The sequence below is a fragment of the Calidithermus timidus DSM 17022 genome, from assembly GCF_000373205.1.
Taxonomy (GTDB): domain Bacteria; phylum Deinococcota; class Deinococci; order Deinococcales; family Thermaceae; genus Calidithermus; species Calidithermus timidus.
This window is the reverse complement of sequence record NZ_KB890687.1, coordinates 538825-562833: the sequence shown is the minus strand read 5'-3', so window position 1 is coordinate 562833 and position 24009 is coordinate 538825. Positions and strand designations below refer to the sequence as shown.

Annotated in this window: 27 protein-coding genes, 2 tRNA genes and 1 pseudogene; 16 read left to right on the top strand and 14 right to left on the bottom strand. The window is 64.9% G+C overall.

The annotated features are described in order from the left end of the window. Positions 1-57 precede the first annotated feature (57 nt). Together B047_RS0102810 and B047_RS0102805 are read right to left on the bottom strand one after the other, a co-directional pair. Positions 58-903 (bottom strand): carbohydrate ABC transporter permease, encoded by an 846-nt coding sequence (locus tag B047_RS0102810; RefSeq protein WP_018465435.1) that lies wholly within the window; start codon positions 901-903, stop codon positions 58-60. A gap of 24 nt (positions 904-927) precedes the next feature. Continuing rightward, positions 928-1446: a hypothetical protein gene (locus B047_RS0102805; protein WP_026234518.1), complete on the bottom strand. Its 519-nt coding sequence runs from the start codon at positions 1444-1446 to the stop codon at positions 928-930. Positions 1447-1549: 103 nt separating this feature from the next. Here B047_RS0102805 and B047_RS0102800 point away from each other — a divergent pair, with 103 nt between their 5' ends. After that, on the top strand, positions 1550-2284 hold the full coding sequence (locus tag B047_RS0102800; RefSeq protein ID WP_018465433.1) for an AAA family ATPase: 735 nt from the start codon (positions 1550-1552) through the stop codon (positions 2282-2284). Further along, the gene (locus tag B047_RS0102795; RefSeq protein ID WP_018465432.1) at positions 2271-3347 is read left to right on the top strand and encodes an enolase C-terminal domain-like protein; all 1077 of its coding nucleotides are present in this window, start codon (positions 2271-2273) and stop codon (positions 3345-3347) included. Before B047_RS0102800 ends, B047_RS0102795 begins: the two co-directional genes overlap by 14 nt. Positions 3348-3689: 342 nt before the next feature. Here B047_RS0102795 and B047_RS0102790 read toward each other — a convergent pair whose 3' ends face one another. Beyond that, positions 3690-4793, bottom strand: a complete 1104-nt coding sequence (locus tag B047_RS0102790; RefSeq protein ID WP_018465431.1) for an AI-2E family transporter — start codon at positions 4791-4793, stop codon at positions 3690-3692. A 4-nt stretch (positions 4794-4797) separates the two neighbouring features. Continuing rightward, positions 4798-5511, bottom strand: coding sequence for a M23 family metallopeptidase (locus B047_RS0102785; protein ID WP_018465430.1), 714 nt, complete (start codon positions 5509-5511; stop codon positions 4798-4800). A 230-nt stretch (positions 5512-5741) separates the two neighbouring features. On the opposite strand from B047_RS0102785, the gene B047_RS0102780 reads away from it, so the two are divergent. The 3 genes from B047_RS0102780 (at position 5742) to B047_RS0102770 (ending at position 7569) form a co-directional block, all read left to right on the top strand. Next, positions 5742-6275, top strand: a complete 534-nt coding sequence (locus B047_RS0102780) for a dTDP-4-dehydrorhamnose 3,5-epimerase family protein (protein ID WP_018465429.1) — start codon at positions 5742-5744, stop codon at positions 6273-6275. A 95-nt stretch (positions 6276-6370) separates the two neighbouring features. Then, on the top strand, positions 6371-7381 hold the full coding sequence (gene rfbB / locus B047_RS0102775) for a dTDP-glucose 4,6-dehydratase (RefSeq protein WP_040778859.1): 1011 nt from the start codon (positions 6371-6373) through the stop codon (positions 7379-7381). 111 nt (positions 7382-7492) lie between these two features. Continuing rightward, positions 7493-7569 (top strand) — tRNA-Trp (locus B047_RS0102770). 37 nt (positions 7570-7606) lie between these two features. Here B047_RS0102770 and moaA read toward each other — a convergent pair. Then, a complete protein-coding gene (gene moaA / locus B047_RS0102765) occupies positions 7607-8581 on the bottom strand; it encodes a GTP 3',8-cyclase MoaA (protein WP_018465427.1) in 975 nt (324 codons plus the stop codon). 159 nt (positions 8582-8740) lie between these two features. On the opposite strand from moaA, the gene B047_RS0102760 reads away from it, so the two are divergent. Then, positions 8741-9127 carry a thiol-disulfide oxidoreductase DCC family protein gene (locus tag B047_RS0102760; protein WP_018465426.1) on the top strand — a complete coding sequence of 129 codons (387 nt, stop codon included), beginning with the start codon at positions 8741-8743 and terminating at the stop codon, positions 9125-9127. 8 nt (positions 9128-9135) lie between these two features. Here the strand turns inward: B047_RS0102760 and B047_RS0102755 are convergent, their stop codons facing one another. Then, positions 9136-9840 (bottom strand): hypothetical protein, encoded by a 705-nt coding sequence (locus B047_RS0102755; protein WP_018465425.1) that lies wholly within the window; start codon positions 9838-9840, stop codon positions 9136-9138. A 91-nt stretch (positions 9841-9931) separates the two neighbouring features. Continuing rightward, on the bottom strand, positions 9932-11779 hold the full coding sequence (locus tag B047_RS0102750) for a peptidylprolyl isomerase (RefSeq protein WP_026234517.1): 1848 nt from the start codon (positions 11777-11779) through the stop codon (positions 9932-9934). A gap of 41 nt (positions 11780-11820) precedes the next feature. Between B047_RS0102750 and B047_RS0102745 the strand changes: the two genes are divergently transcribed. The 3 genes from B047_RS0102745 (at position 11821) to B047_RS0102735 (ending at position 13828) form a co-directional block, all read left to right on the top strand. Then, positions 11821-11897: transfer RNA gene (locus B047_RS0102745), tRNA-Arg, on the top strand. Between the two features lie 218 nt (positions 11898-12115). Continuing rightward, positions 12116-13276: an MFS transporter gene (locus B047_RS0102740; RefSeq protein ID WP_018465423.1), complete on the top strand. Its 1161-nt coding sequence runs from the start codon at positions 12116-12118 to the stop codon at positions 13274-13276. A 114-nt stretch (positions 13277-13390) separates the two neighbouring features. Further along, positions 13391-13828 carry a CBS domain-containing protein gene (locus B047_RS0102735; protein ID WP_026234516.1) on the top strand — a complete coding sequence of 146 codons (438 nt, stop codon included), beginning with the start codon at positions 13391-13393 and terminating at the stop codon, positions 13826-13828. A 3-nt stretch (positions 13829-13831) separates the two neighbouring features. Here B047_RS0102735 and B047_RS0102730 read toward each other — a convergent pair whose 3' ends face one another. Genes B047_RS0102730 through B047_RS16120 form a run of 3 tightly spaced genes read right to left on the bottom strand, consistent with a single transcriptional unit; the run spans position 13832 to position 15928 of the window. Beyond that, the gene (locus tag B047_RS0102730; protein ID WP_018465421.1) at positions 13832-14176 is read right to left on the bottom strand and encodes a phage holin family protein; all 345 of its coding nucleotides are present in this window, start codon (positions 14174-14176) and stop codon (positions 13832-13834) included. Positions 14177-14232: 56 nt separating this feature from the next. Continuing rightward, positions 14233-14883: an HAD family hydrolase gene (locus B047_RS0102725; RefSeq protein WP_018465420.1), complete on the bottom strand. Its 651-nt coding sequence runs from the start codon at positions 14881-14883 to the stop codon at positions 14233-14235. Next, positions 14864-15928: an MFS transporter gene (locus B047_RS16120; RefSeq protein WP_018465419.1), complete on the bottom strand. Its 1065-nt coding sequence runs from the start codon at positions 15926-15928 to the stop codon at positions 14864-14866. Before B047_RS16120 ends, B047_RS0102725 begins: the two co-directional genes overlap by 20 nt. A gap of 163 nt (positions 15929-16091) precedes the next feature. Between B047_RS16120 and B047_RS18275 the strand changes: the two are divergent. Next, positions 16092-17138 (top strand): annotated as a pseudogene (locus B047_RS18275) (YifB family Mg chelatase-like AAA ATPase); the annotation flags it as partial. On the opposite strand, the gene B047_RS0102710 reads toward B047_RS18275, so the two are convergent. After that, on the bottom strand, positions 17086-18624 hold the full coding sequence (locus tag B047_RS0102710) for a recombinase family protein (protein WP_018465417.1): 1539 nt from the start codon (positions 18622-18624) through the stop codon (positions 17086-17088). The pseudogene B047_RS18275 and the gene B047_RS0102710 overlap by 53 nt on opposite strands. Next, entirely contained in the window at positions 18621-19334 is a 714-nt protein-coding gene (locus B047_RS0102705) for a helix-turn-helix domain-containing protein (protein WP_018465416.1), read from the bottom strand. Before B047_RS0102705 ends, B047_RS0102710 begins: the two co-directional genes overlap by 4 nt. Positions 19335-19423: 89 nt before the next feature. On the opposite strand from B047_RS0102705, the gene B047_RS17440 reads away from it, so the two are divergent. The 3 genes from B047_RS17440 (at position 19424) to B047_RS16115 (ending at position 21393) form a co-directional block, all read left to right on the top strand. Then, positions 19424-19666: a helix-turn-helix transcriptional regulator gene (locus B047_RS17440; protein ID WP_084542116.1), complete on the top strand. Its 243-nt coding sequence runs from the start codon at positions 19424-19426 to the stop codon at positions 19664-19666. Positions 19667-19862: 196 nt separating this feature from the next. Next, positions 19863-20273, top strand: coding sequence for a hypothetical protein (locus B047_RS0102700; protein ID WP_018465415.1), 411 nt, complete (start codon positions 19863-19865; stop codon positions 20271-20273). Continuing rightward, a complete protein-coding gene (locus B047_RS16115) occupies positions 20233-21393 on the top strand; it encodes a hypothetical protein (protein ID WP_052605994.1) in 1161 nt (386 codons plus the stop codon). Before B047_RS0102700 ends, B047_RS16115 begins: the two co-directional genes overlap by 41 nt. A gap of 12 nt (positions 21394-21405) precedes the next feature. Here B047_RS16115 and B047_RS0102690 read toward each other — a convergent pair whose 3' ends face one another. Continuing rightward, a complete protein-coding gene (locus B047_RS0102690) occupies positions 21406-22551 on the bottom strand; it encodes an RNA-guided endonuclease InsQ/TnpB family protein (RefSeq protein WP_018465413.1) in 1146 nt (381 codons plus the stop codon). Between the two features lie 101 nt (positions 22552-22652). Between B047_RS0102690 and B047_RS0102685 the strand changes: the two genes are divergently transcribed. Genes B047_RS0102685 through B047_RS18085 form a run of 3 tightly spaced genes read left to right on the top strand, consistent with a single transcriptional unit; the run spans position 22653 to position 23428 of the window. Beyond that, positions 22653-23087 (top strand): hypothetical protein, encoded by a 435-nt coding sequence (locus B047_RS0102685; protein WP_018465412.1) that lies wholly within the window; start codon positions 22653-22655, stop codon positions 23085-23087. A 48-nt stretch (positions 23088-23135) separates the two neighbouring features. After that, the gene (locus B047_RS18090) at positions 23136-23273 is read left to right on the top strand and encodes a hypothetical protein (RefSeq protein WP_018465411.1); all 138 of its coding nucleotides are present in this window, start codon (positions 23136-23138) and stop codon (positions 23271-23273) included. Next, the gene (locus B047_RS18085; RefSeq protein ID WP_157413562.1) at positions 23246-23428 is read left to right on the top strand and encodes a hypothetical protein; all 183 of its coding nucleotides are present in this window, start codon (positions 23246-23248) and stop codon (positions 23426-23428) included. The genes B047_RS18090 and B047_RS18085 overlap by 28 nt, the downstream gene beginning before the upstream one ends. A 46-nt stretch (positions 23429-23474) precedes the next feature. On the opposite strand, the gene B047_RS0102675 is transcribed toward B047_RS18085, so the two are convergent. Then, entirely contained in the window at positions 23475-23945 is a 471-nt protein-coding gene (locus B047_RS0102675; RefSeq protein WP_018465410.1) for a hypothetical protein, read from the bottom strand. Between the last annotated feature and the right edge of the window lie 64 nt (positions 23946-24009).

Sequence of the window (24009 nt, the reverse complement as noted above, 5' to 3'; positions counted from 1 at the left end):
CCCTGACCCCGAGCCGCCGGCGTTTGGTGTATTGTCTCTGGCCTCTTGCGCATAACCCTACTCATGCTCCCCCCCGCGCAGCAGCCGGGCCTGGGCCAGGGCGAAGAACAACGTCAGGAGCAGGATGATCACCGTTACAGCCGCAGCGTAGCCCAGGCGGAAGTTCTCGAAGCCGGTTTCGTAGAGGTAGTAGCCCAGTACCCGCGTTCCCCCAAAGGGACCACCCCGCGTCAGCAGGAACACCGCGCTGTAGGACTGCAAGGAAAGCACCGTGCCGATGACCACCAAGAAGGTGATGGCCGGGCGCAGCAGGGGCAGGGTGATGTAGCGAAAGGCCTCGGCGGGCGAGGCCCCGTCCACGGCGGCGGCCTCGAGCAGGGCCCTGGGGATGCCCTTCAAGCGCGCTGAGACCACCAGCACCCCGTAGCCGATGTGTCGCCAAAGGGTGAACAGCGCGATCAGCACCAGCGCCCAGAACACCTCCTGGTCCCAACGCGGGATGGGAAGCAAGCTGGCCAGCGCCCCGTACTCCGGCGAGAACAGCGTATACCAGGCCACCGAAGCCCCGCCTAGCGTGACCAAGCCCGGCAGAAACAGTAGCGCCTTGATGGCCCGCTCGTAGCGCTGGCCGTCGAGCGCCAGAGCCAGCAGCACCGAGAGGACGATGAAGGGTGGCAGGGTCAGCAGGGCCAGCACCAGCGTGGTCACCAGGCTGCGCCCGAAGTCGGGATCGCTGAGGATGTCGCGGTAGTTTTGCAGCCCCACCGGTTTGGGCTCAGAGAGCCCCGACCAATCCCACGTCGAAAAGCGCAGCACGTCCAGGAAGGGATAGAGCAAAAACAGCACCAAAAGCCCTGCCGCGGGCAGGGCAAAGAGGTGCGCTGGATTAAAACGAAATCTCATGCAGAGGTGGTGCGGCCTCGAGCCCTACCACAGGTAAAGCGCCGAGAGCTTGAGCCAGTAGCGGTCGGTGAGGGCGATCTCGAGGGCGATGGGGTCGAGGTAAGCACGGAAGCCCACCCCGTAGGCCAGGCTGAAGCCACCCTGGTAGCCCAGCCCCACGTAGGCCGAGAGGGCGCTGCCGGGCAGCTCGAGGGTGGCTGTGGGCCCCAAGTGGGCGCCGAAGGAGGGAGCGGTTGCCCCGTTCTTGGCCGCGTAGCGCAGCTCCAGGCCCGCCCCCACCGACATCGAGAGGTCGCCCACCACCAACGCCGGGATCAGGTTGAGGCGGCTGAGCGTCCAGACCTCGACCCCTCCGGCAGCCAGGGGGTTGAGCTCGAGGTCGAGCCCGGTGTCGAGGCCCAGCAGCGGCAGGTTGAATCCAGCCTGTACGGTCAGGTTCTTGCCCACGGTGAAGCCCAGCCCGGCGGTGTTCTCGGGGTAAGCCGGAACCTGGGCGAAAACCAATCCGCATAGCAACGTGAGGAGTGGGAGAATTCGCTTCATCCTGGAGACCTCCAAAACCCACGCCATCATAACAGGGCTCGCGTGAACCCTTCGCAAGCCCTGAGGGGTTAGTCGGGTGCGACATCGGGTAAGGTATGGTCTGATGCACCACCCACTCTTCCTCCCCTCCGAAGCCGCTCCCGCCGGGGCCAGACCCCTCCCCGAGCTACCCCTGCTGGTGCTGGTGGGCCTCACCGGCGTGGGCAAGAGCAGCCTGCTCGAGGCCCTGGCCTACCCCACCCTGCCCGACCGGCGCGAGGTGGTCGATCGCTACGTGCTGCCGCTGTTCGGGGTCGAGGGCAAAACCCTCGACCGCGCCGAACGCTTCGCCCTGACCCGGCGCTTCCGCCAGACGCACCCCGGCGGGGTGGCCGAGGCCCTGAGCCAAGCCCGCACCCTGCCCACCTGGCCGCTGCTCTTCGACGGCCTGCGGGGGGAAGCCGAGGTGGCCTATGCGCTAGAGCACCTCCCCCTGGCCCACTTCGTGGTGCTCGAGGCCCGCGACCTGACCCGCCTCTCGCGCCTGCTGGGACGCGGAGACCACTTCGACCGGGTGAAGCTGGACTCCGCCGACGAGGGCGAGCTTCGCGCCACAGCTCAGGGGGTGTTCTCGGCGGAGGAGCTCGAGCAGGCCCTGGGGTGGGGGTTCCCCGCCCAGGAGTTGCTGACCAAGCTCAAGATCGTGGTCGAGGAGCGCAAGAACTACGACCCCGAGGGGCCCCGGCGCTTACTGGAGGGCCACCCCCGTGCTCTCTTCCTCGACACCGAGGCCCTGAGCGTCGCGGAGGAAGCGCGGCAGATCGAGGAGTTCGTAGGGAGGATCCATGCCCAGCATTGACGCCATCCGAGCCCGACCCTTCCGCATCCCTTTGCGCGGGAGGCTGCGCTGGGGCAAGACCAGCGAGATGGAGGCTATGGAGCACGTGCTGCTGGAGGTCACCCTCTCCGACGGCTCGGTAGGCCGGGCGGAAATCCCGCCGCGCCCTACCATCTACGGCGAAACCCAGGCCACCGTGCTGGCCGCGCTGGAGTACCTCGCCCCCCGGCTGTTGGGCCTGGAGGTGGAGGACGCCGAGGCCATCCAGGCGGTGCTGCGGAGCTTTCCCGGCCACCTCACCACCAAGGGCGGGCTGGACATCGCGCTGTGGGAGGCCTGGGCTCACTCGCAGGGCCAGGAGCTGTGGCAGGCCCTCGAGCCCCACCATTCCCGAGTGCGGGTGAGCTACATCCTGGGCATCGCCGAACCCGAGGAGATGCTGCGCGATGCCGAGACGGTCTGGGAGGCGGGGGTGCGGGTGTTCAAGGTCAAGGTCGGGCGCGACCTCGAGGGTGACCTCAGGCGCCTGGAGCTGCTCAAGGAGCACTTCCCCGAAGCCGATCTCTACGCCGACGCCAACGAAACCCTCGAGCCCGAGAGCGGCGAGCGCTACCTCAAGGCCTGGGCCGCCGCCGGGCTGTCGTACGTGGAGGAACCCCTGCCCGTCGAGGAGGTCAGGGCCCGCAAGGCCCTGCGCGAGAGGCGCTGGCTGCGCTTCATCGCCGACGACTCCTGCTTCACCCCCCGCGACCTGCGCCGCGAGCTGCAACTCGACACCTTCGACATCCTCAACGTCAAGCCCGCCCGCAGCGGCTACACCCAGAGCCTGGCCATGATGGGCCTGGCCCAGCAAGCGGGCAAGGGGGTGATGGTGGGCTCGCAGGCACTGTCGAGCTTCGGCACCTACCACAGCGCGCTGCTGGCTTTCCTCGAGCCCGTGACCGAGCCCTGCGAGCTGGCCTTCCACCTCAAGGCCCAGGGCAGCTTCCTGGAGTTCCCTCCTCTGCGCGAGGGCTGGCTACACTGGGAAGACCTCCGGGCCTGCCGCTTCGAGCCTGAAGCCTTCGAGGGGTACGCCCTCTAAAGGCCCAGGCCAGGGCCACGCGAAGCCGATCGAGGGGCTACTGCGGCAAAGATAGCCGACAGTCACCTGCGTCTAATACCGGATTCAAAAAGATCATCACCCAAAGCAAAGACCTTCAGAGGCTATCTTTTTGAATCCTAGAGCACACCCTTCGGTCGACCGCCCCGCCAAAACGGGACGGCGTCCCCGAATGGGGACGAACTGACCGAATCTGGTATAAGTGTCCTCCATTTGATTTTCCCTCATCTGGGGCCCCCGCGGGGGGCGTTGATCCGCGCGCCGATGGGAAAACTTGGTAGACGCCAAGCCAAGATGCGAAGCTTCCCGCGGGGTACTTAATCCCTACCCCTCCCGGTAAAAACGGCTGTTGAGGTAGTAATCCGTGAACAGAACCTTGACGAACGCCACCGTAGGCACCGCCAGCAGCGCTCCGGGGATGCCGAAGAGGCCGGCAAAGATCAGGATGGCCGAGATGGCGGTCACGGGGTGGATGTTGACCGCCTTACCCACGATCTGGGGGCCAAAGAGGTTGCCCTCGAGCTGGTTGGCGATCCACAGAACCAGCACGGTCAGCAGCGCCTTGATCAGGGGTGGGTCTTGGGTCAGGGCCAGCAGGATGGCCGGGACCGAGGAGATGATGATCCCCACGAAGGGGATGAAGTTGAAGATGAAGGCCAGGAAGCCCAGGCTAGCCGCCAGCGGGATCCCCACGATCCACAGCCCGACCCCCACCACCGTTCCCACACACAGCGCCACCAGGATTTGACCGCGCACGTATCCGCCCACCGCCCGGTCGAGCTTGCCGGCGATCTCCAGGGCCAGCGGCTGGTAGGGAAGGGGCACGGCCCGCAGCATGGTCTGCCCAATCTTGGGGAGGTCGTAGAGCAGGTAGATGGAGATGGTAAGCGCCGTGAAAAGCTGGAAGACCCCACCCAACACCGAGGCGAAGAAACCGATGGCGTTGCCCCCCTGTGACAGCAGGGCCCGCAAGGCGTTGAGGAGGGTTTGGGTGAAGCCCTGGAGCAGCGTCTGCAGCGAGACCGAGGCCTGTTGCAGGGCTTGCTCGAGGGCCGGGGGCAGCTGGATGCGCCCGATCTGCTCGGGTAGACCGCCGACCCAGTTGAAGAAGGGGGCCAGGATGGCGGGCAGGCTGGCGACGAAGGCGGAGAGCTGGGCCACCATGTCGGCCAGCAGCACCGAGGCCAACGCCAGGAACAGCCCCAGGCCCGCGTAGACCGCGATGACACCGATGAAGCGAGGCAGTCTGCGCCGCTCGAACCATCGCACGATGGGGCTGGTCAGGTAGGAGAACACGAAAGCCAGCATCAGCGTGGTGACGGCGCTCTGGATCCGGCCCAGGGCCTGAAACAGCGCGACGAGCAAGAGCACATAAACGACGAGCCGCAGCCAGGGACTGCTCCACACCTGCTGAAAGGTCTGAATCACGGCGTTATTCTAAGCCAAACCTCAGCTTAGCCTGCGCCGGTAGGGCTTCGCGCCGCATATCCTGTCCGAAAAACCTGTCCTTGTCGGGTTCTCCGTCCCACAGCTCGAAGAGCAGGCGGGCGCCCGCGCGGCTTTTCTGGGCCGCGGCCTGGGTGCCCGAGTTGCCAACCTTCCCGATGAATTCGCCTTTCCTGACCCGCACCCCCACCCGTATTCCCGGCGCGATCTCCGAGAGGTGAGCATAGACGCTGACGAAGCCTTCGGCGTGGCGTATCCAAACCTCGCGCCCGCGCAGGCGGTCCATCTGGGCGGGGCTGGCCCCGTTCGCCACCGCCTTGATCAGTTCGGCGAACTCGGCAGGGGTGTTCTCCTTGTAGACGCTCTCGGCCTTGATCACCTCACCGCTCCCGGCAGCCAGCACCCCCATGCCGTAGACGATGGGCACGCAGGAGTCACCGTCGACGAAGACAAAGCCGGGGTTGAGCCCTTTACGGTACTCGCGCGGCGCTCCGGGCCAGTTGTTCTGATTTTTGGGCAGGCAAGCACCGGGGATAGGGAAGCTGAAGCCTTCAGGTCCCTGCGCCAGCTTAGCCTCGAGCTTCTCGATCTCCTGCCGCAAAGCCGTGACCTGACGCCGGTTTTGGTTGAGGGCAACGGTTGCAAACAGGGCATAGAGTGCGACCAGGGCCAGCACGATCCAGCCCGGCTTGATCTGCATGGGCTTAACTTACCGCACTCCACTGAGAACACAAAGGTGGGGAGCGCTTCGATGGGTGTAATACCAAAGTCTGGGTGCCAACTTTGCTGGCGTAATGGGCGGACGTCGCGTTTCGCGGCGGGTTTTGGCTCACATGCTTCACGCCCATCGCGGGCGATTTGCCGGGCATAACGTGGGCGATAACGCTTCGAAGCAGAAAGCCCGCAGGCTCTTGGGCTACAATCTTCACGATGGAACTCGAGCCCGCCGCCCAGAAAGCCTTGCGCTTTCAGCGCTACGACCCCCAACCCGACATCGTGGGGGTCTTCTACCAGCCCCTGCGCAAGCACCGCTCGTTGGAGGGAAGCTTCATGGAGTACCTGCGCTTGCAGGGGGGCAGGATAGAGGGCCTGCCCATCGCCTTCGATACCGCACAGATCTCGCTTTCCTGGGCGGTACCGGGACGCATCAACGCCTTTCACCTTCACCCCAAGCGCCCCCAGGATGAGCTGTGGTGCGTACTCGAGGGCGAGCTGTTGGTGTGGCTGGTCGATGTGCGCGAGGCTTCGCCCAGCCAGGGGGCTCGCCGCAAGTACGTGCTCTCGAGCGAGGCCCCAGGCCTGCTGCACATCCCCACCGGCGTCGCCCACGGCTACAAGGCTGGCTGCCGGGGAGCGCTGCTGCTGTACGCGATGAACAGCCAGTTCGATCCCTCTGACCCCAATGAAGGCCGCCTACCGTGGGATCATTTTGGAACAGAGTTGTGGGAAGAGGATCGGGGGTAGCGTGGGGCCTCTCGCGAGGGTGCATACGGGTCGCTCCGGCTTTTTGTGCTCGAGGCGGCTATCAACCACCGGCATAGGATCACGGAGGTATCACAGTGTCGTTTAAGCGCGTGCTGATTACGGGTGGAGCAGGGTTCATCGGTTCAAATTACATCTACTACGCTCTCGAGAAACACCCCGACTGGCAGATCGTCGTGCTGGACAAGCTGACCTATGCGGGCAACCTGGAAAACCTCGAGCCCATCATGGACCGCATCAGCTTCATTCAGGGCGACATCGCCGACCCCGCGGACGTGAAGCGGGCCATGGAGGGAGCCGACGCGGTGCTCAACTTCGCCGCCGAGAGCCACGTGGATCGCTCGCTCATGGACCCTCGCCCCTTCGTCAAAACCAATGTCGAGGGCACCCTGGTGCTGCTCGAGCAGGCCCGCAGGCAGGGACTCGGGCGCTTCCTGCACGTCTCCACCGACGAGGTCTACGGCGACTTGTGGGGCGTGGAGGGGCACTCCCTCGAGACCGACCCCTTCCGCCCGCGCAGCCCCTACGCCGCCAGCAAGGCCGCCGCCGAGCACCTGGTGTTCAGCTACGGCGTCAGCTACGGGCTCGAGGTGGTGGTAACGCGGGGATCGAACACCTATGGCCCCTACCAGTACCCCGAGAAGATCATCCCGCTGTTCATCACCAACGCGCTGGAGGACAAACCCTTGCCGGTCTACGGTCAAGGCCAGGCCCTGCGCGACTACATGCACGCCTACGATCACGCTGCCGGCATCGACCTGGTACTCCACCGCGGCAACAGCGGGGAGGCCTACAACCTCGGCGCCCGCGAGCAGATCCCCGGCAGCGAAGTGGCCGAGCGGGTGCTCGAAGCGTTGGGCAAGCCCCGTAGCCTCATCAAGTTCGTCGAGGACCGCCCCGGCCACGACTACCGCTACTCCGTCGACCCCTCCAAGGCCGAGGCGCTGGGCTGGGTGCGCAAGTACCGCTTCCCCGAGGGCCTGGCCGAAACCATCCGCTGGTTCCAGGCCAACGAGGGTTGGTGGCGACGGGTGCGCGCGAAGAAGGAACACCAGGAGCTGATGCAGTCCTGGTATGCCGGGCGCTGACGAGGCCACGCCGGAGCAGGTCGTTGACTTGAAATATCGGCCCTCCCCGGCTAAAGTAGGGTTCGCGGAAGAGGTCAAATCCTCTTCAGCGCATTGGCATCGATAAAGTGGGGGCCGTTAGCTCAGCCCGGTAGAGCACTCGTCTCCAAAACGAGGTGTCGGAGGTTCGAATCCTTCACGGCCCGCCAGACTATCCCGCTTCCACCATCGGGAAGCAGATGATCTCTAGCCGCCAATGCCCACCATCACCCGCTCGCGCAGGTGGGGTAGGGTGTTACCAAAAGCGGGTTTGCGGTCGGTGGCCAGCAGGATGGCATCGACCAGGGCCTCGAGCGGGTTGGGGGCCTCGAAGGCCCAGGCGATGTCCATCTCGAGGTCGGTGAGCAGGCAGGGCCGCAGTTTCTTGTCGGAGGTCAGGCGCAAGCGGGAGCAATTGGAGCAGAAGGGCTCTGTCACCGGGTTGATGAAGCCGATGGTGCCCAGCGCGCCCGGAATCTGGTAGACCCGTGCCGGAGCGGTGGGATCGGTGTCGAGCTTTTTCAAGGGGCCGAAGTGCCGCTCGAGGACGGCTTTGGTTTCGCGCCCGGCGATAAAGCGCTGCCGGTAGACCTCGGGGTTGGAGTTGTCAAGGTGCATGTACTCGAGGAAGCGCACGTGCAGCGGCTTGTCCAGCGAGAGCGAGGCCAGCGGAATCACCTCACCCTCGTTCATGCCCCTGATCATCACCGCGTTGAGCTTGACGGGCTCGAGGCCCAACTCAAAGGCGGTGTCGATGGCCTCCCAAACCTTCCCAACCTCTCCCCCACGGGTCATGGCGCGGAAGACCTCGGGGGTCACCGAGTCCATGGAGAGGTTTATGCGCCTCAGTCCAGCAGCTTTGAGCTCTTTGGCCTTACGCCTCAAGAGCATGCCGTTGGTGGTGATGGCGATATCCCCGATCCCCAGGTCGCGGGCCGCGGCGATCATCTCGGGCAATTCCTTGCGCACCAGCGGCTCCCCGCCCGTAAAGCGCACCGACTCGAGCCCCAGCAGCTGCATGGCCTCCAAGAAGTTGCGCACGTCCTCGACGGTGACGGTGCCAGGAGGCTCGGTCATCTCCCATCCCAGCGGATGGCAGTACAGGCAGTGCAGGTTGCAACGCGGCGTCACGGAGATGCGCAGGTCCTTGATGATGCGGCCATACTTATCGAGTAGTTTCATGCCGACAGTCCCCGGATCGTGCTGCATGATACTGCAACACGCTTAGCTTAAGCAGCCGGGGGGTTACAAATATCCCTGAGGGGGCCGAGGGCTGATGGTCGAACGCGGGGAGAGGGATGCCCCACTTTCCCCCGCCCCAAGCCGCGCTAAGCTCGAGCCATGAAGACCATCGTGCTGTTCGACGGGGTGTGCAACCTCTGTAACGGCATAGTGCGCTTCATCGTCCGGTGCGACCCGCAGGGACGCTTCCGCTTTGCCTCGCAGCAATCCGAAGTGGGGAGGGAGCTTTTGCGAAAGCACGGTCTGCTCGAGGCCCAAAGCATAGTGGTGCTCGAGGGGGGGCGGGTTTACCTCGAGTCCGACGCGGCTTTGCACATCTTTTACCGGCTGGGTGGGGCCTGGCGGCTGCTTTGTGCCCTGCGGGTCATCCCCAAGCCGCTGCGCGACCGGGCGTACCGCTTCGTAGCCGGCAAGCGCTACCGCCTCTTCGGTAGGCTCGAACAGTGCGCGACACCCACCCCCGAGCTGAGGCGGCGCTGCTTGTAAAGGGCGATTCAGGAATCGCCCTTGCCCGTCTTGTCTTTGGGCCCAATCGCGCCCAGGCGGCTCTTGAGGAAGAGCATAAGGTCCTCGAGCTGCGCCCGCAGGGCACGCTGCTCGCGGATGAGGGCCTCGATGCGGTCTTCGGGGGCACTGAAGGTGAGGGTCTTGTAGAGCAGGGTGGTGTTGCCACACTTGGGGCAGGGAAGCCCGCTTGCCGAGACGCCCGGAGCGTAGAACAGGCGGGTGTTGTCGCGAGGGCACAGCAGGTATTTGGCCCCCACCGCTTCCCCCTTGCGGATGGCCTCGGAAAGTTCGCGGGCTTCGTCGCGGCTGAAACCCAGAAAGAAATCCCCCCCGATCTCCTCGATTCCGCCCACCACCTCGCGGGTCGCGGTGAGGTCGGCCTTGAAGCCGCGGGGCGCCACCCAGGTGATGCCGTTCCACTTGAAGTGACGCAGGTGGCGACGGCGGCTCTTGTCTTCTACCTCGACGATCAGGGTGACCTCGGGGTCTTTGGGGTAGTAGAAGAAGCGCACCGCGTTGACCCCCTCCAGGCTGCTGTCCTTGGGCAGGCTGTAGGAGAGGGGGCCATCGCTGCGTCCGGGAAAACCCACCAGCTCTTGCAGGTCGTACAGGGTCAGACCGGGGTGCTCGAGGTCGCCCTCGAGGATCGCTCGGACCTTCTCAAAAGCCCGCTCCAGCCCGGCGTCCACCATAAGACCAGTCTAGCACGGTCATACGTCACACGCCGAAGGCAAGCACAAAGAAAGGCGGCCAATGGCCGCCTAAAGGGTCGCGCGGTGGCGCTCAGGGCTTGGCAGGGGTGGCGGGCTTCTCCTCCGGCTTGGACTGCTTGGAATCGGCGGGCTTCTCTTCCTTCTTGACCGGGGGCGGGGTGAGCTGCTTGAGCACTTCTTGCAGCTTGTTCTCGATCTTGGCCGCTTTCTTGAGGCTCTCCACCCACTTGCTGCTGGCCTCGACCTTCTTGGTGCGAATCACGTTATCGCGGGCCTCCTGGGCCACTTCCTCGAAAGGCTTGAGCCGCTCGGGGGTGCGGGCCTTGATCAGGAGCACCTGGAAGCTGCCGTCTTCGAGCTTGATCACCTCGCTGACCTCGCCCAGGTTGCTCTTGGGGAAAGTGGCCTTGCTCTCGAAGACCAGCTTGTTGGAAACCGGAGGCAGGGTTCCCGAGGTCACCACGCCGTAGTCCTGCACATTACCGCCCTGGGCCTTGGCCAAATCCTCGAGCTTGCCGCCCTTGAGGGCTGCAGCACGGAAAGCCTTGGCTTTGGCCTCCTGGTCCTTGGTGAAGTTGACAGCGGTGACGGTGGCGGTAGCCGCTTCGGTGAAGAGCACCTTGTTCTCGTTGTAGTACTTGCGGGCCTCCTCATCGGTGGCGGTAACGTCGCGCGTGTGATAGCTCTCGGCCTGCTGGACGATGGAGTCCTTGGTGCCGAAGAAGGGCTGGCCCATCTTCTTGGCCTCCGCCAGCACCACCTCGCGGGTGATGAGCTGGTCGAGGGTCTGGGGCAGGAAAAACTGGATGGCCAGCTCGCCTAGGCCCTGAGCCACGAAGCTGGGGAACTGCGGGTTGGCGAAGGCCGGCTGCAGCACCTGCGAGAGCCGGATCTCGCTGTCGCCCACTTTGGCCACCACGGGGTCCTGGAGCTTGATGTTTGAGCCCTTGGCCGCTTCGACCTTGACCTTGGCCCGCACCTCTTCAATGTAGCGCTCGAGGGCCCCCTCCTTGAGCAGGCTCTTGACGTCCTCGGTAACGCGGTCCTTGACCTCCTCGAAGGAGGATTCGCCCGCCGGGAGGTACTGCTCGACCTTGACGATGTAGAAGCGGCCCGCCGACTCGATGGGCTGGGTGATGCCACCCTGCTTGAGCTTGAACACCGCCTCGCCCACCGGGGTGGGGAAGATCACCTTGGTCACCGGCTTGGGCTCGCTCTTACCGCTCTCGGCCCCCAGAGCTCCGGCCTGGTCGGCACCCACCTTGGAGTTTTTCCTGGCCAGTTCGGCGAAGTCGGCTCCGGCCTTGGCTTCCTCGTAGAGCTTCTGGGCGATGGCCTTGTCATCGACGACGATCTGGCGGGCGATGACCCGCTCCTCGTTGCGGTAGTTGGCCTTGTTGAGCTCGTAGTAGAGCTTGAGCTGTTCCTCGGTGGGCTTGACTTCGCCCTGAACCTGCTCGATGCGCTTGTTGATGCGGATCTGATCGCGCAGCTCGTTACGCACCTGGGTCTCGGTGTAACCGATGCGCTGGAGGGTCTGATCCCACTGCTCCTTGGTGCTGAGGCCCAGTTGCTGCTTGATCCGGTCGAGCTCCTTACGCAGTTCGTTGCTGGAGACCCGAATGCGCGAGGCGTCCTGGGTGACGGCCTGGTAGAGCACCAGGTTGTTGTAGAAGTTTTGCTCGGCTAAAACCTTGAGCAAGCCTTCTTGATCGGCGGTGGCCGAGAGGATCTGGTCGTTGGCGCGGAAGCGGACCAAATCGACTTCGTAAATCGGTTTGCCGTTGACGGTGAGTTCTACCTTACCCCTGGCCTGCTGCTGGCCCTGGGGAGTGAAGAGCAGGATAGCCCCGATGGCAAAAGCCACCACGAGCAACCCAAAGATGATTGCGACGACCCTTTTACTGATTCCAAACACTTGACTGCCTCCTTGAGCGGTGCTACCCTACATTTCTGCGTGCGCCCGTAGCTCAGCTGGATAGAGCGTTGGCCTCCGGAGCCAAAGGTCACAGGTTCGAGTCCTGTCGGGCGCGCCACTCCTTTTTTAACCGTCCTTGCTTAGGTCCGGATTAGTGTGTCGAGTGGACCACATGCAGTAGCGCAACCTCCGGGATTGTAGCACAAACCCCCAGCGCGGGAATTGCCCAGCTCACGAGCAATTCCTCAGATGGGTCATTTTGGGGGAGGGGTGGTAGGTCGAGAATAGTCCTTCGTTGACAATCCCAACCCCTCCTTCAGGGGTATGCTCGGTCCCATGCTGCCCTTACTGCTCTCGTGGCTGCACGCCACCAACGACCTCTTCGGGGCCTTTCTCACGCCTTTGTTGCCCAAGCTGCAGGCCGCTTTTGGAGTGAGCTACGGGGCAGTGTCGCTGCTGGTAGCGGTGTACTCCCTCAGCAGCAGCCTGCTGCAACCCGTAGCCGGCCTGATCGCCGATCGCTTCGACCGCCGTCTGCTGGCGGCCTTGGGACCGGTGCTGGTAGCGCTGGGCGGGGGGCTGATGGGCTTCTTCCCTACCCCGCTGGCCCTGGCCGTGGCACTGGGTATCTCGGGAATGGGATCGGCGCTGTTTCACTCGGCAGGAGCCGCGTTGGTAGGGCAATACGCCAGCCCGGAGCGGCGGGGCTTCTGGTTGAGCACCTTCGGCTCAGGGGGCTATCTGGGTCTGTCGCTAGGGCCCATCGTCTCGCTGGGTGTGGTCAATGCCGGCGGGCTCAGGGCATTGGCCTGGCTGATTCCCATCGTTCTAATCCCGGCCATCCTGCTGCTGCGGCAGGCTCCGCCCGCCACCCTCAAGGCAAAGCCCTCGAGCTTCACCGACTTGGCGCGAGTCTTCCGCGGACAGGTGGCCCGGCTGTGGGCAGTCTCGACGCTGCGCAGCATCACCTTCATGAGCTTCTCCACCACCATCCCCTTCTGGTTCGCCCAGCGTAACCTCTCCGACGCCCAGACCGCGCTGGCGCTGTCGGCCTATAGCTTCTCAGCCACCGCCGGGGCCTTCCTAGGCGGCACCCTCTCCGATCGCTTCGGTCGGCGCAACGTGCTGGTGGGGACCATGGCCTTCGCCATCCCGCTCTACGTGGGGCTGCTCACCCTCCCGCCCGAGAACCTGCTCTACGTGCCGCTGCTGGCCGTGACCGGCGCCCTGATGAACGCGGGAATCCCGGTGGCGGTGGCGATGGCGCAGGAGCACGAGCCCACCCAGATGGCCACCGTCTCCGGGCTGCTGATGGGCTTCACCTGGGGTTTCGCCGGGCTGCTGTACGGGGCGGTGGGGCCGATCATCGAGCGGGTGGGGGTCATCCCCAGCCTCGCCGCCCTGGGCCTGCTGCTGATTCCCGCCCTACTCCTCTCGCTGGCAGTACGGGAAGCTAGGCCCCGCTCTGCGCCGCTTGCCCAGGGAACGGGGACGTGAGGGATTACGACCCTTTAAGCTACACTGTGAAGCAAAAGCCTGAGTTTTCAACCCTCCCCGAGGCTCACGGCCTTCCGTCGGATACACCGCTCAGGTTACGAGGAGGTTTTGGGTATGACCTCGAGTGTGCGGCAGCTCATCCTGGCCAAAGGCAACCGGGTCCACACCATCAGCCCCGAGGCTACCGTGTTTGAAGCCCTCGAGCGCATGGCCATGTACGACATCGGGGCGCTGGTGGTGGTCGAGGGCGAGCGGGTGGTGGGCATCTTCTCCGAGCGCGACTACGCCCGCAAGGTGGTGCTGGTGGGCCGGGTCTCGCGCGAGACCAAGGTACGGGAGATCATGACCGACGAGGTCATCACGGTCAGCCCCGATACCACCGTGGGCGAGTGCATGGCGATCATGACCGGCAAGCGTGTGCGCCACCTGCCGGTGATGGAGGGGGAAAAGCTGGCGGGCCTGATCTCTATCGGCGACGTGGTCAAGGCCATCATGAGCGAGCAGGAGCTCATGATCGCCGAGCTCGAGTCCTATATCACCGGATCGCGCTAAGCTTCAGCGCAGAAGCAGGTTCAGCAAGTAGCTCACGACCGTCAGCAGCAAGGCCCCGACCACAGCGCCCACGAAGCCGCTGACGTTGAGCGAGGTCAGAGCGGCGACGATCAGCAGCACGACCGCGTTGACCACCAGCGTGAACAGTCCCAGGCTCAGAAAGTTGATGGGCAGGGTCAGCACGAGCAGCACGGGTCGAATGAAAGTGTTGACCAGACCCAGCACCAGCCCCGCCAACAGGTAGTCCCCCAGGCCGCTGCCGGGAGCAAAAGTGATCCCACCGTACAACGAGCTGACGACCCATAAAGCCACCGTGTTGATGATCAGGCGAATCAAGAAGTTGCGCATGGCCCTTAGAGTAATACGGTCTGCGCAAAAGGGGATAAAGGGCGAAAGGCTCGTGCTCAGCTATCGGATTCCCCTTCCAGGTATTCCCACAGCCGCCCGTCGCTGAAATCGTCGATCAGCAAGAAGGCCCCAGCCTCGAGCAGGCCCCGGGGGTCGTGACCGGTGGTCAGGCCGATGGTGCGAATCCCCGCTCCCACCGCCGAGCGCACCCCCGAGGGGGAATCCTCGAAGGCCAGGGCCTCGGCGGGGTCTAGCCCCAGCCGCCCCAGGGCAGTGCGGTAGGGCAGGGGATCGGGCTTTCCGGCGGCCAGTTCCTCGGCCAGCACCACCAGGTCGAATTCCGCGCCCAGGGCCTGGAGCACGTGCTCGGCGTTAGGGCGAGGGGCGTTGGTCACCAAGGCCAGCGTCAGGCCCCGCTCCCTGGCCCAGCGCCACAACCCTTCCAACCCCGGCAGGGCCTTCAGGCCCTGAGCCAGCTCGCGGAAACGCCGCTCCTTGACCTCGATCAACGCGGTGCGCTCGAGCGGGGGAAGGTGAGGCAGCAACCGGGATACGATCTCGGGGTTGAGGTGGCCGCTGATGTGCTGCTGGTAGAAGGCATGATCCCCCCGGATGCCGTAGGGGAGCAGGACCTCGAGCCAAGCCTGCTCGTGCAGGCGGTCGGTGTCGGCTAGGGTGCCATCGAGATCAAACAGCAAGGCGCGCATCGTACCTCCTGAGGCGGTGGATCAGGGTCAGCATGGCCAGACCGACCAGGAGCAGGCCCCAGGGAATCCCCGTAAGCGGCAGCAGGGCAAACAGCGCAGGGATCAAGGTGCTGCCGCTGGCTCCCGCATACAGCGCGTAGGCCACAGCACCGATACCCATCCGCCCCTGACCCAGGGCCATGAGGGTGGTGAAAATCGGGCCGATCAGCAGCCCCGCCAGGGGAAACAGCAGGGGCAGTGGGGGCAGGAAGAACAGCAGCGCCACCCCCACCGCTCCGCAGATCAGCCAGGTCAGGTAGCGCAGGGGGTCGCGGGCCACCCAATAGCTCAAGAGCAAGCGCCCCACAACGAAGGCCACCCAGTACAGCGAGAGCAGAACTCCGGCTAATGCCGCAGGGTAGCCCAGCTTGGTCAGGTAAGTTCCGGAGAAGGTGGCAAAGCCCTGCTCGAGACCCGCGTATAACCCGATGGTAAGCACCAGTAACCACAGCCAACCGTTGGAGTAGCCCCTATCCGGCGCTGGGGGGCTGCTGGCGGGGGCCTTCCACACCAACGCCGCACCCAGGAACGCCAGCACGGCAAAGGCCATCAACACCTCCCGCCAGGGGAAGAAACTCACCAAGAAGGGCGTGGCGATGGCGCCCACCCCGAAAGCCGCGTTGACCTGACTCAACACGATCATACGCCGCTCGGGAAAGAGGTCGCCGGGCAGGCTGTTGCCGCTGAGGTTGATCGCGCCCACACCTAGGCCCAGCGGAAAAGCCGCCCACAAAATAGCGTCGAAGCTCTGCGCCGAAGTCACCAGCAAGAGCCCCAGCCCCGCTAGCCCCAGCGCCAGTGAAAACCACGGATGGCGCGCAGGGGTGAGGCGGGCAAGGGTGAGCCCCGCCAACAGCCCGGCCAGATACAAGTTGAAGTAGAGTGAGAGCCTCGAGCCCACCTCGAAATCCTCCTGCCACTGGGGTAGAAGGCCGCCGGGACTGGCGGCGATGATGCCCGAAAGCAGCAAGGAAAGCGCACTCCCAAAGGTCAGGCGAAGACGCATCGCGCCATTTTACCGAGTAGGCTAAAGCCCAATGTGATCAAAGCCGAATCCCGGCTCACACCCCCGACCCGCTTAGATCGACTTCTCCCGCAGCTTTCCTTTCCGAGCGAAGAGGCTCACGCCGGCGACATGGCAAAATCTTTCGGATAGACTCTGGAATCAGATGCTTGCTCAAGTGCGAACCTATAGCCTTTACGGGCTCGAGGCCCAGCCCGTCACCGTGGAAGTCGACGTTTCGCCGGGAATGCCCAGCTACACCGTCGTCGGCCTGCCCGACAAGGCAGTTGAGGAATCACGTGAACGGGTGCGCTCGGCACTCAAGAACTCGGGTTTCCCCTACCCCCAGGGGCGGGTGGTGGTCAACTTAGCCCCCGCCGAATTGCGCAAGGAAGGCAGCCATTACGATCTGCCCATCGCCTTGGGGCTGCTGTGCGCCCAGGGGGTGGTATCGCAGACCAGCCTCGAGGGAATTGCGGCTGCCGGGGAGCTGGGGCTGAACGGGGAACTGAGGATCGTGCTGGGCGGGGTCAACCTGGCCCTGGGAGCGCTGGCCGAGGGCTTCAAGCTGCTGATGCCTTCCACGTCGGCCCGGGAAGCGGCCCTGATCGAGGGCATCGAGGTGTATGGTCCGGAAAGCCTGCGGCAGGCGGTCGAATTCCTCATCGGGGAGCACCCCCTCGAACCCACCTCGCCCCCCGATGCCGTGGAGGCGCTCGAGACCGGCCCCGATCTGCTCGACGTCAAGGGGCAGGCCAAAGCCAAGCGGGCGCTCGAAATTGCCGCCGCTGGGGGTCACCACCTGCTGATGGTAGGCACGCCGGGTTCGGGTAAGACCATGCTGGCCAAGCGAATGCCGAGATTGCTGCCCCTGTTGGGGCGGGAGGAGGCGCTCGAGGTCACCCGCATCCACTCGGCTGCGGGCAAGCTCGTGGGCGGGGGGCTCATCCGCACACCCCCCTACCGCGCACCCCACGCCACCATCTCCGACGTCGGGCTCATCGGCGGGGGCTCGGTGCCCAAGCCGGGCGAGATCTCACTGGCTCACCGCGGCGTGCTGTTCATGGACGAGTTCCCCGAGTTCTCGCGCGACGCGCTGGAAGTCCTGCGCCAACCCCTGGAAGATGGCGTGGTCACCATCTCCCGTGCCCGGGCCAGCTTCACCTATCCCGCTCGGTTCCTCCTGGTGGCGGCCATGAACCCCTGCCCGTGTGAGGTGCAATCTGCCCGAACCGGTAACGCACCTCAACCTCGACCTCTCCCTTTCCGGGCCGCACCGTCACCCCCTCCACCAACTCCCGTGCCACGGCTTGCTTCTCTTCCGGGGTAAGGCGGTCTATCCGATCACGCAGGCGGGCCGAGAGGCTCTCCAGGGAGTGGAGGGCTTCCTTGCGCTGGCGCTCGGCGATGGAGCGCTGCCGGGCTGCTTCCACGCTCACCTGGACTTCCCGGACGCGGGTGTCCAGATCTTCGAGGCGGGCGTAGTAGGTTTCCTTTTCCACCCCTCCCTCCAGATAAAGATCCAGCAGGCGGGCCCGGGCTTCGAGGAGGGCCTGCAAGCGTCTTTCCAGCAGGGAGACTTCATTGCTTTCCGGGGACTCCTCATTTATGAAAGCCTGCAAGGCCTCACCAGGGTTGAGCAGGAAGGAGCGGATGTCGTGCCAGATCCTCTCTTCCAGCTCTCCTCTGCGCACGTGCGGAGCGGTACATCTCATCTCGGGAATGGGAGACGCCTGACGGTTGGTTCGCCCCACGCACGCATAGTAGCCGGCTGATCCGACATAGGCGCGCCCACACATCCCGCAGCGGATGAGTCCCTTGAGCAGGTACACGCTGCGGGCGTTGCGCAGGGCGAACAGGGCGTTGCGGGATAGCTGCTCCTGGGCTGCCTCGAAGAGGACAGGCTCTACAAGGGGGGGTACCGGCACCGACACCAGTTCAGGCTGAGGTTTGCGGGTGCGCTTGCCGTAGACGTACTCACCGATATAGGTACGGTTCTTGAGGATGCGCAGCACCCCACCCCCGCGCCAGACCCCAGCGGTGCGTTTACCCCGTACCCCGCGCCCCTCGCGGCGGTACTTCGGGGGGATGCCCAGGCGGTTGAGTTCCTGGGCTACCCGCTCGGTGCTCCAGCCCCGTTCGGCCACCCAGGCGAACATCTGCTGCACCACCGCCGCCTCCTCGGGCAAAGGAGCCAGGCGACCGTCTTCGACGGTGTAGCCATAGGGCACGATGCCACCGAGGTACTTTCCCATCCGGGCGGCCTTGTGCATGCCCAGACGGCTGCGTTCGGCGAAGGTGTCCCGCTCCCACTCGGCGAAGACGGCCATGATCCCCAGCACCGCCTTACCGATGGAGGTGGTGGTATTGATATTCGGCTCGGAGTAGCTCATGAGTCCCACCCCGCACCGCTCCAACCGCTCGATGAGGTCGTAGGCCAGACGCACCTTGCGGGCCAGCCGGTCGAGCCGGTAGACCAGCACCACCGCAAAACGTCCCTCCTGTGCATCCGCGAGCAGACGGGTCAGAGCGGGCCGATCCTCCTGAGCTCCCGAGTAGCCGGGGTCGGTGTAGGTGTCAGCGACCTCGTACCCCAGCGCCCCTGCCCAGCGCTCCAGGACCTCGCGCTGGGCCTCGAGGGAGTAGCGCTCGACCTGCTCCTCGGTGGAGACGCGGGTGTAGAGGGCACAGCGCTTCATAACGAGCGAAACTCCCCGTGGACGACGCCCACTGGGACGGGATATATGGCGGCTTTCTTACCGGCGGGGAGCTGGAGGGCGCCGTCCGGCAGGAGCCAATACACCTCTCCTACCCCACTAACCGGCCTTACCAGACAGGGCTCAGTGGGCAGGCGGTACAGTAGAGGCCGCCGGGTACCCTCGATAAGGCTGAGCAGGACGATGCCCCGCTCTCTGGCAGGCCTACGCTCTACTACCAAAACCGAGCCCTCTTTGATTGATAAATCCTCGCTACAGAGGGCATCCCGCCCCAGCTTGGCCAGGAAGAAGTCGGTATAGCTGGAACGGGTAGGAAGGAACCGGGCATCAATGTGACCATGACCGGGCGCTGCCTCTCCAACGCAGGCTGGAAGCAGCGCTGGGTAGTAGGACAGCAAAGCAACGCCAGGAGTGGAGGGTGTGAACTCATTGGAATTGTCTTCGCTGAGCAGGAAATCCACTGAAGGGAGGTGGAGCGCCTGCAGCAGCGAATGCAATCGGCCCACGCTCACATCACGAATGTCGTGAACACCGCGCTCCAGCTTGGCTACGAGGGAAGGGGAAATGCCCGCAGCCAGGGCTAACCCCTCACGTGAAAGGCCGAGCTTTTCTCGTCTTGTCTGTAGGAGGCGTGCCCAGTTGGGGGTTGTGAGTGAGGGGGTGGTGGAGGTGCGAAAGCTTTTTTTTGCCATGAGGGGATTCTATTACAAAGAGTTACCAGTAACTCATTACTGGTAATGTATTGTTTACAAAAAATAATAACGTATTGTAAAGTGAGCGCATGGCAAATGTTGTGCGGCAATTGCGGGTTCAGGCGGGTTTAAGTCGGGAAGCGTTGGCAAGGGCTTCCGGAATTACGGTCTCATTGCTGACCAAATGGGAGCGGGGGGAGGTACGCAGTCCATCGCTCGTGTACAGCCGTCAGTTAGCGAGGGTGCTGGCAGGGCGTTTGGGTGTGAGCGAGGAGCGGTTGCTGCTCCAGATCGCGGAGGGATTTGAGTGCCCGCCCAGCCACGGCGCATAGCTTTGGTGCGCCGGTTTTCTACAAACGAGGGGGACTTGACGGCTCAGGTGCGGGCAGTCGGGATTGTCCTCGGCAGAGAATGGCGCGCGAGTGGGTTTGCAAACCAGAACCAGGGTGCGTGTGACGCACCAAAAGAGCAAAAGGCGGTTTCTCATAAATCAAAAAAGATGAGAAGCCTTGAGGCTACATTGGAACTATGACCGAGCGAGAATTTTTCTTGGCATCCCCGCGTGAGTGCGGCATCGCGATCTCGCTGCCTGTGGGGACGGTTGAGGGGTTGCGGCGCTTTGCCAGGGAAGTTCCGTTCCCCGCGGAAGGTCCCAGGCTCGAGGTCGCCTTTGAACTCGAGGGAATGGGAGTCCGGCTGCACCCGCTGTCATTGCTCCCTGACCGCCTTCAGGACGTGCTGGAGATGACCGGCAGGGCCCAGTGGACCTCCCGGGGCATCTGCGGCATGGAGGCGGGCGGGCGGCTGCTGGTGGGCGAGGGGCTGGCCTGGATCGAGGTCCAGGTCTGGCGGGGGGAGAGCCTGGAGACGCTCTCGCACGAACTGGAGGAGGAAGCCGATGACAGACGATGCCCTGACACGCTCCATCGAGAGGGTTGACCTCCCCGGCCTGGTGGCCCGGCTGTGGCCGGAGTCGGGGGCGAGAGCGGGGCGGGCCGGGGTCTGCCGCGCGGCGTGGCGGGGGGATCGGAATCCCTCGCTCTCGCTCTTCCGGGCCCGAGGGATGTGGTTCTGGAAGGACCACGCCACCGGGGAAAGCGGCAACGCCTTCCACCTGCTGCTCAGGGCGGGGCTCTCCAAGGAGCAGGCGGCGGCGCTGATCAAGGAGGCCGCTGAAGGGGGGCTGGTCCCCCCTGCCCCGCACGCCAGGGCAGATTCCCCCCGGGACGGCGGGGCCATACGCCTGGGGGCAGATTCCCTTCGGGACGACCCCTCCAGGGTCGTACGCCCAGGGGCAGATTCTTTATGGGGACGGGCTGCGCCCCTGCACCCGAGGGAAAAGGCCGCGCTCCGGGCGGCCCAGATGCGCCTTGACGGGGAAAGCATTCGGGGACGGGGGATCACCCTGGCCCAGGCCCGGCGGGTAGGGCTGGGCAGGAGCCGGGAGGGCGACCTGGTGATCCCCATCCTGGGGCCCTCGGGTGAGCTCCAGGCCATCAAGGTCCGGCTCCGGGAGCCCAGGGGTTACCGCTACCGCTACCTCACCCCAGGCCGGGGAGCCCCCGCGTGGCACTCCCCCGGCTTCGGGCAGCACCCCGGCCGTCCGGTCCTGGTGGTGGAGGGCGAGCTCAACGCCATCGCCGCCTGGTTCGCCCTCGGAGGGGGCGGTGATGTGCTCGGGATGCCCGGCGTGGAGGGTCACATCCCCTGGGAACGCCTGAAGGGGCGGCATGTCTATTTGCTGGCCGACGACGATGAGGCCGGGCGGGAGGCCCGCGACCTGGCCCTGAAGGTGAGCCATAGGGTAGACACCCTCGCGCCTGCTTCCTCTTCCGAGGAAAAGTCCGCGCCTCCGGGCAAGAAGGAGATACGGGAGCTCCGGGCACGGATGGACGAGGAGCGCGGGCGGATACTGCTGGAGGTGGAGAACCGGCTGGAGGAGGCCGAGGAGCTCATGCGGCGCTCGACGGAGAGCCGCATCGCGGCGCTGGAGTCGTGGGTGCGGCGGGTGAGCCGGTATCTTGGAATGGGTAAGAAAGGAGGACTGTTCGGAAGGTAAACCACCCCACGCCTAAAGGCGGGGGCTTTCCGAGGGAAGACGATGCAGAGAAGACACCCTCAGAATACGGGCCGGTTTACAACGGCCCATGCCCGTCGAGCCTGCTCTCCGGGCAATGTTGGTAGCGGCTACCCAGTCGGCGTTGTGCTGGAAGCCGCACGCCGTGCAGCGGAAGAGGGCCTGGCTCCGCCGGTTGCCCCGCTCGGTGTGGCCGCAGCGGGGGCACTCCTGGCTGGTGTGCCTCGGGTCCACCGCCACCACCCGCACCCCCCTCAGGGCCGCCTTATACTCCAGCAGCGAACGGAAGCGGGCGTAGGGCCAGAGGTGGTGCAGGTGCCTTTCCACGCTCCCCCGCTTGGCGGTGCGGCTTCTGAGGTGGGTCAGGTCCTCGATGGCCAGCGTGTCCCCGGGCTCCAGACCGTCCACGATGTGCTTTGCCAGGGTGTGCAGGGTGTGGCTCAGGAAGCGGGCTTCCCTTCCCGTAAGCCGTTCCCAGAGGCGCACGACGCCTCTGGTGCGTTCGGTGTCGAGCCTGCTCCGTACCTCGGCGCGCTTGTTGCGGAGGTGGATGCGCCGAGACTTCACGCCCCCGCCCGAGACCTGGATGCCGCTGGACAGGGTAGCCATGTAGCGCTGCCCCATGTCCAAACCAACCACTTTACCGCCGCCTGTGGGCGGGGTGGGGACTTCCAACCTGAGTATCAGGTTGATGTACCACTTGCCCTTCGGCCCCCTGGTGAGCACCCCGCCCTGGACGCTCCTGGCCCGCTTCAGCATCCCCCGCTGGTAGTTCCCGAGCTTCATCGGGACGATGAGCCGCCCCGCCGTGGTGGTCAGCGAGACGCTCTCGTCTTCCCTTCGCAGGGAGAGGGTGCGCTGGTCGAAGGCGCAGGAGGTGGGCTGGTAGAACCTGGCCCGGCTGCCCTTCTTGCGCCCCACGCGGGCTATCGCCTGGACCGCCAGGTTAGCCGAAAGCCCCATCGAACGGAGGTCGTTATAGACCAGGTGATGCAGCTTGAACCTACGGAACTCTCCGTGCTCCCTGGCAACCCGCAAAGCATGGTTGCAGCCCTCGGCGAACAGCCGCACCGTCTCTTCCAAAGCCGCCGCCTGTTCAGGAGTGGGCTTGAGGGTGCAGCGGAGCGTGAGGGTCTGCATAAAGGCATTATAGCACATCATGCGAAAGGAGGAGCGGCGCTCCTCCCCCGCCCCGCCGTGGCGGGGCGGGAAGGCAGGGGTATCCGCGCCGCGAGTTACTGATGAGAAAGCCTATTTTGATCGGACTGGTGATCGCGGCAATGGGTACGGGTTTGGGTCTGGCGCAGAGCAGCGATAGGGCTTTCCATGTAGCCCCGCCGGGCATCCCCCTACCCTTTGCCAAGCCCCTGGCAGAGGGCGCGTGCAAGGGGTTGCTGGATCGCGCCGTCAAGCTTGTGGGCGCGGGGCCAAAGGATGTGGGTTGCTACAGCTTCTCCCGGAGAAAGGGCGACACCCTGGTCAATCAACTCGCGAGCGGGTGGGCGCTTAGCCTTCCGGCCACGCCTCTGCGCCTGGTTGCTGCCTACGAGGTGGAGGGAATCTTCGTGGCGTCCTTCGTGGATACCCTGAACCCTTCGCGCGGCTACTACCTGGCGGCGGGTGAGGTTGACTCCACCGCTGAGGCTCAGGTGGTGATCTGGTCCACCCCCCGGTAGGGCGGCGAGGACGATCTCCTTCGGGACGGGCGATAGCCACACACCAATATGACTCTCGAGCACGTGGCATTGGTCTGGCAGTCCGGCGTGGGCTTCGGCTTCAAGGCGGGCCTTGGGGTGGGCCTCGTGGCGGGGCTGGGGCTGGCCTGGCTGTGGCGGTGGGTGCGTTCGCAGGCCGGGCGCTGAACGACGCGGGCCTCCTCGGGGACAGGGATGCCCAGCCAGACCTTGGGGTGGACGAACTGAGCCCCGGGCACGGCCAGCCGGGTGGTGAAGGAGGGGTGGACCCAGGCAAGCCCCTCGAGCAGTTCCCCGAAGCCAGCCTGGATGGGGCTCACTGACCACCCCGGGTGACAGACACCTTTCCTCCCGCCCGCCGTTGGAGTGTCAACGCGGCTTGAACCTCACCCGGGTGAAGCCCAGGGTCTCGCTGTCGAAGGAGTAGCCCCGGCTCAGGTCGGCCTCCGGCTGGCTGGGGTCAGCGAACGTCATCAGGTCGATCAACGGCTCCAGAGTTCGGTCCAGCAAGACCGTCAGGCCCAGCCACTCCTCCCGCGCCCGCTCGAAGGCCACACGGTTGAGCAGGAGCTGCTCGAGTCCCATCACCCCCGCCCGCAGTCGGACCAGGTCCTTCAGGTAGCGCAGGTAGGCCTCATCCATTAGTCCCGTTGGTCGAGCGGCAAGACCCAACAGCAGGGCATTGACTTGTCCGTTCAGCTCCGAGACAGCCTGGGTTACTGCGGCCGCGAGCTCGAGGCCTCCTGGGCCAGGCTCCCGAGCCAGACGGCTCAGCGCCTCGGCTGCCTCGAGTAGGCTCCCCCGCAGCGCCTCCAGGTCGGGGTCAGACATGGGCTGCATGTTGCCAGTATAGACCTGGGACCTGTGCATACCGCCCAGCAGTGAGCCCTTCCGGATGCGGGCC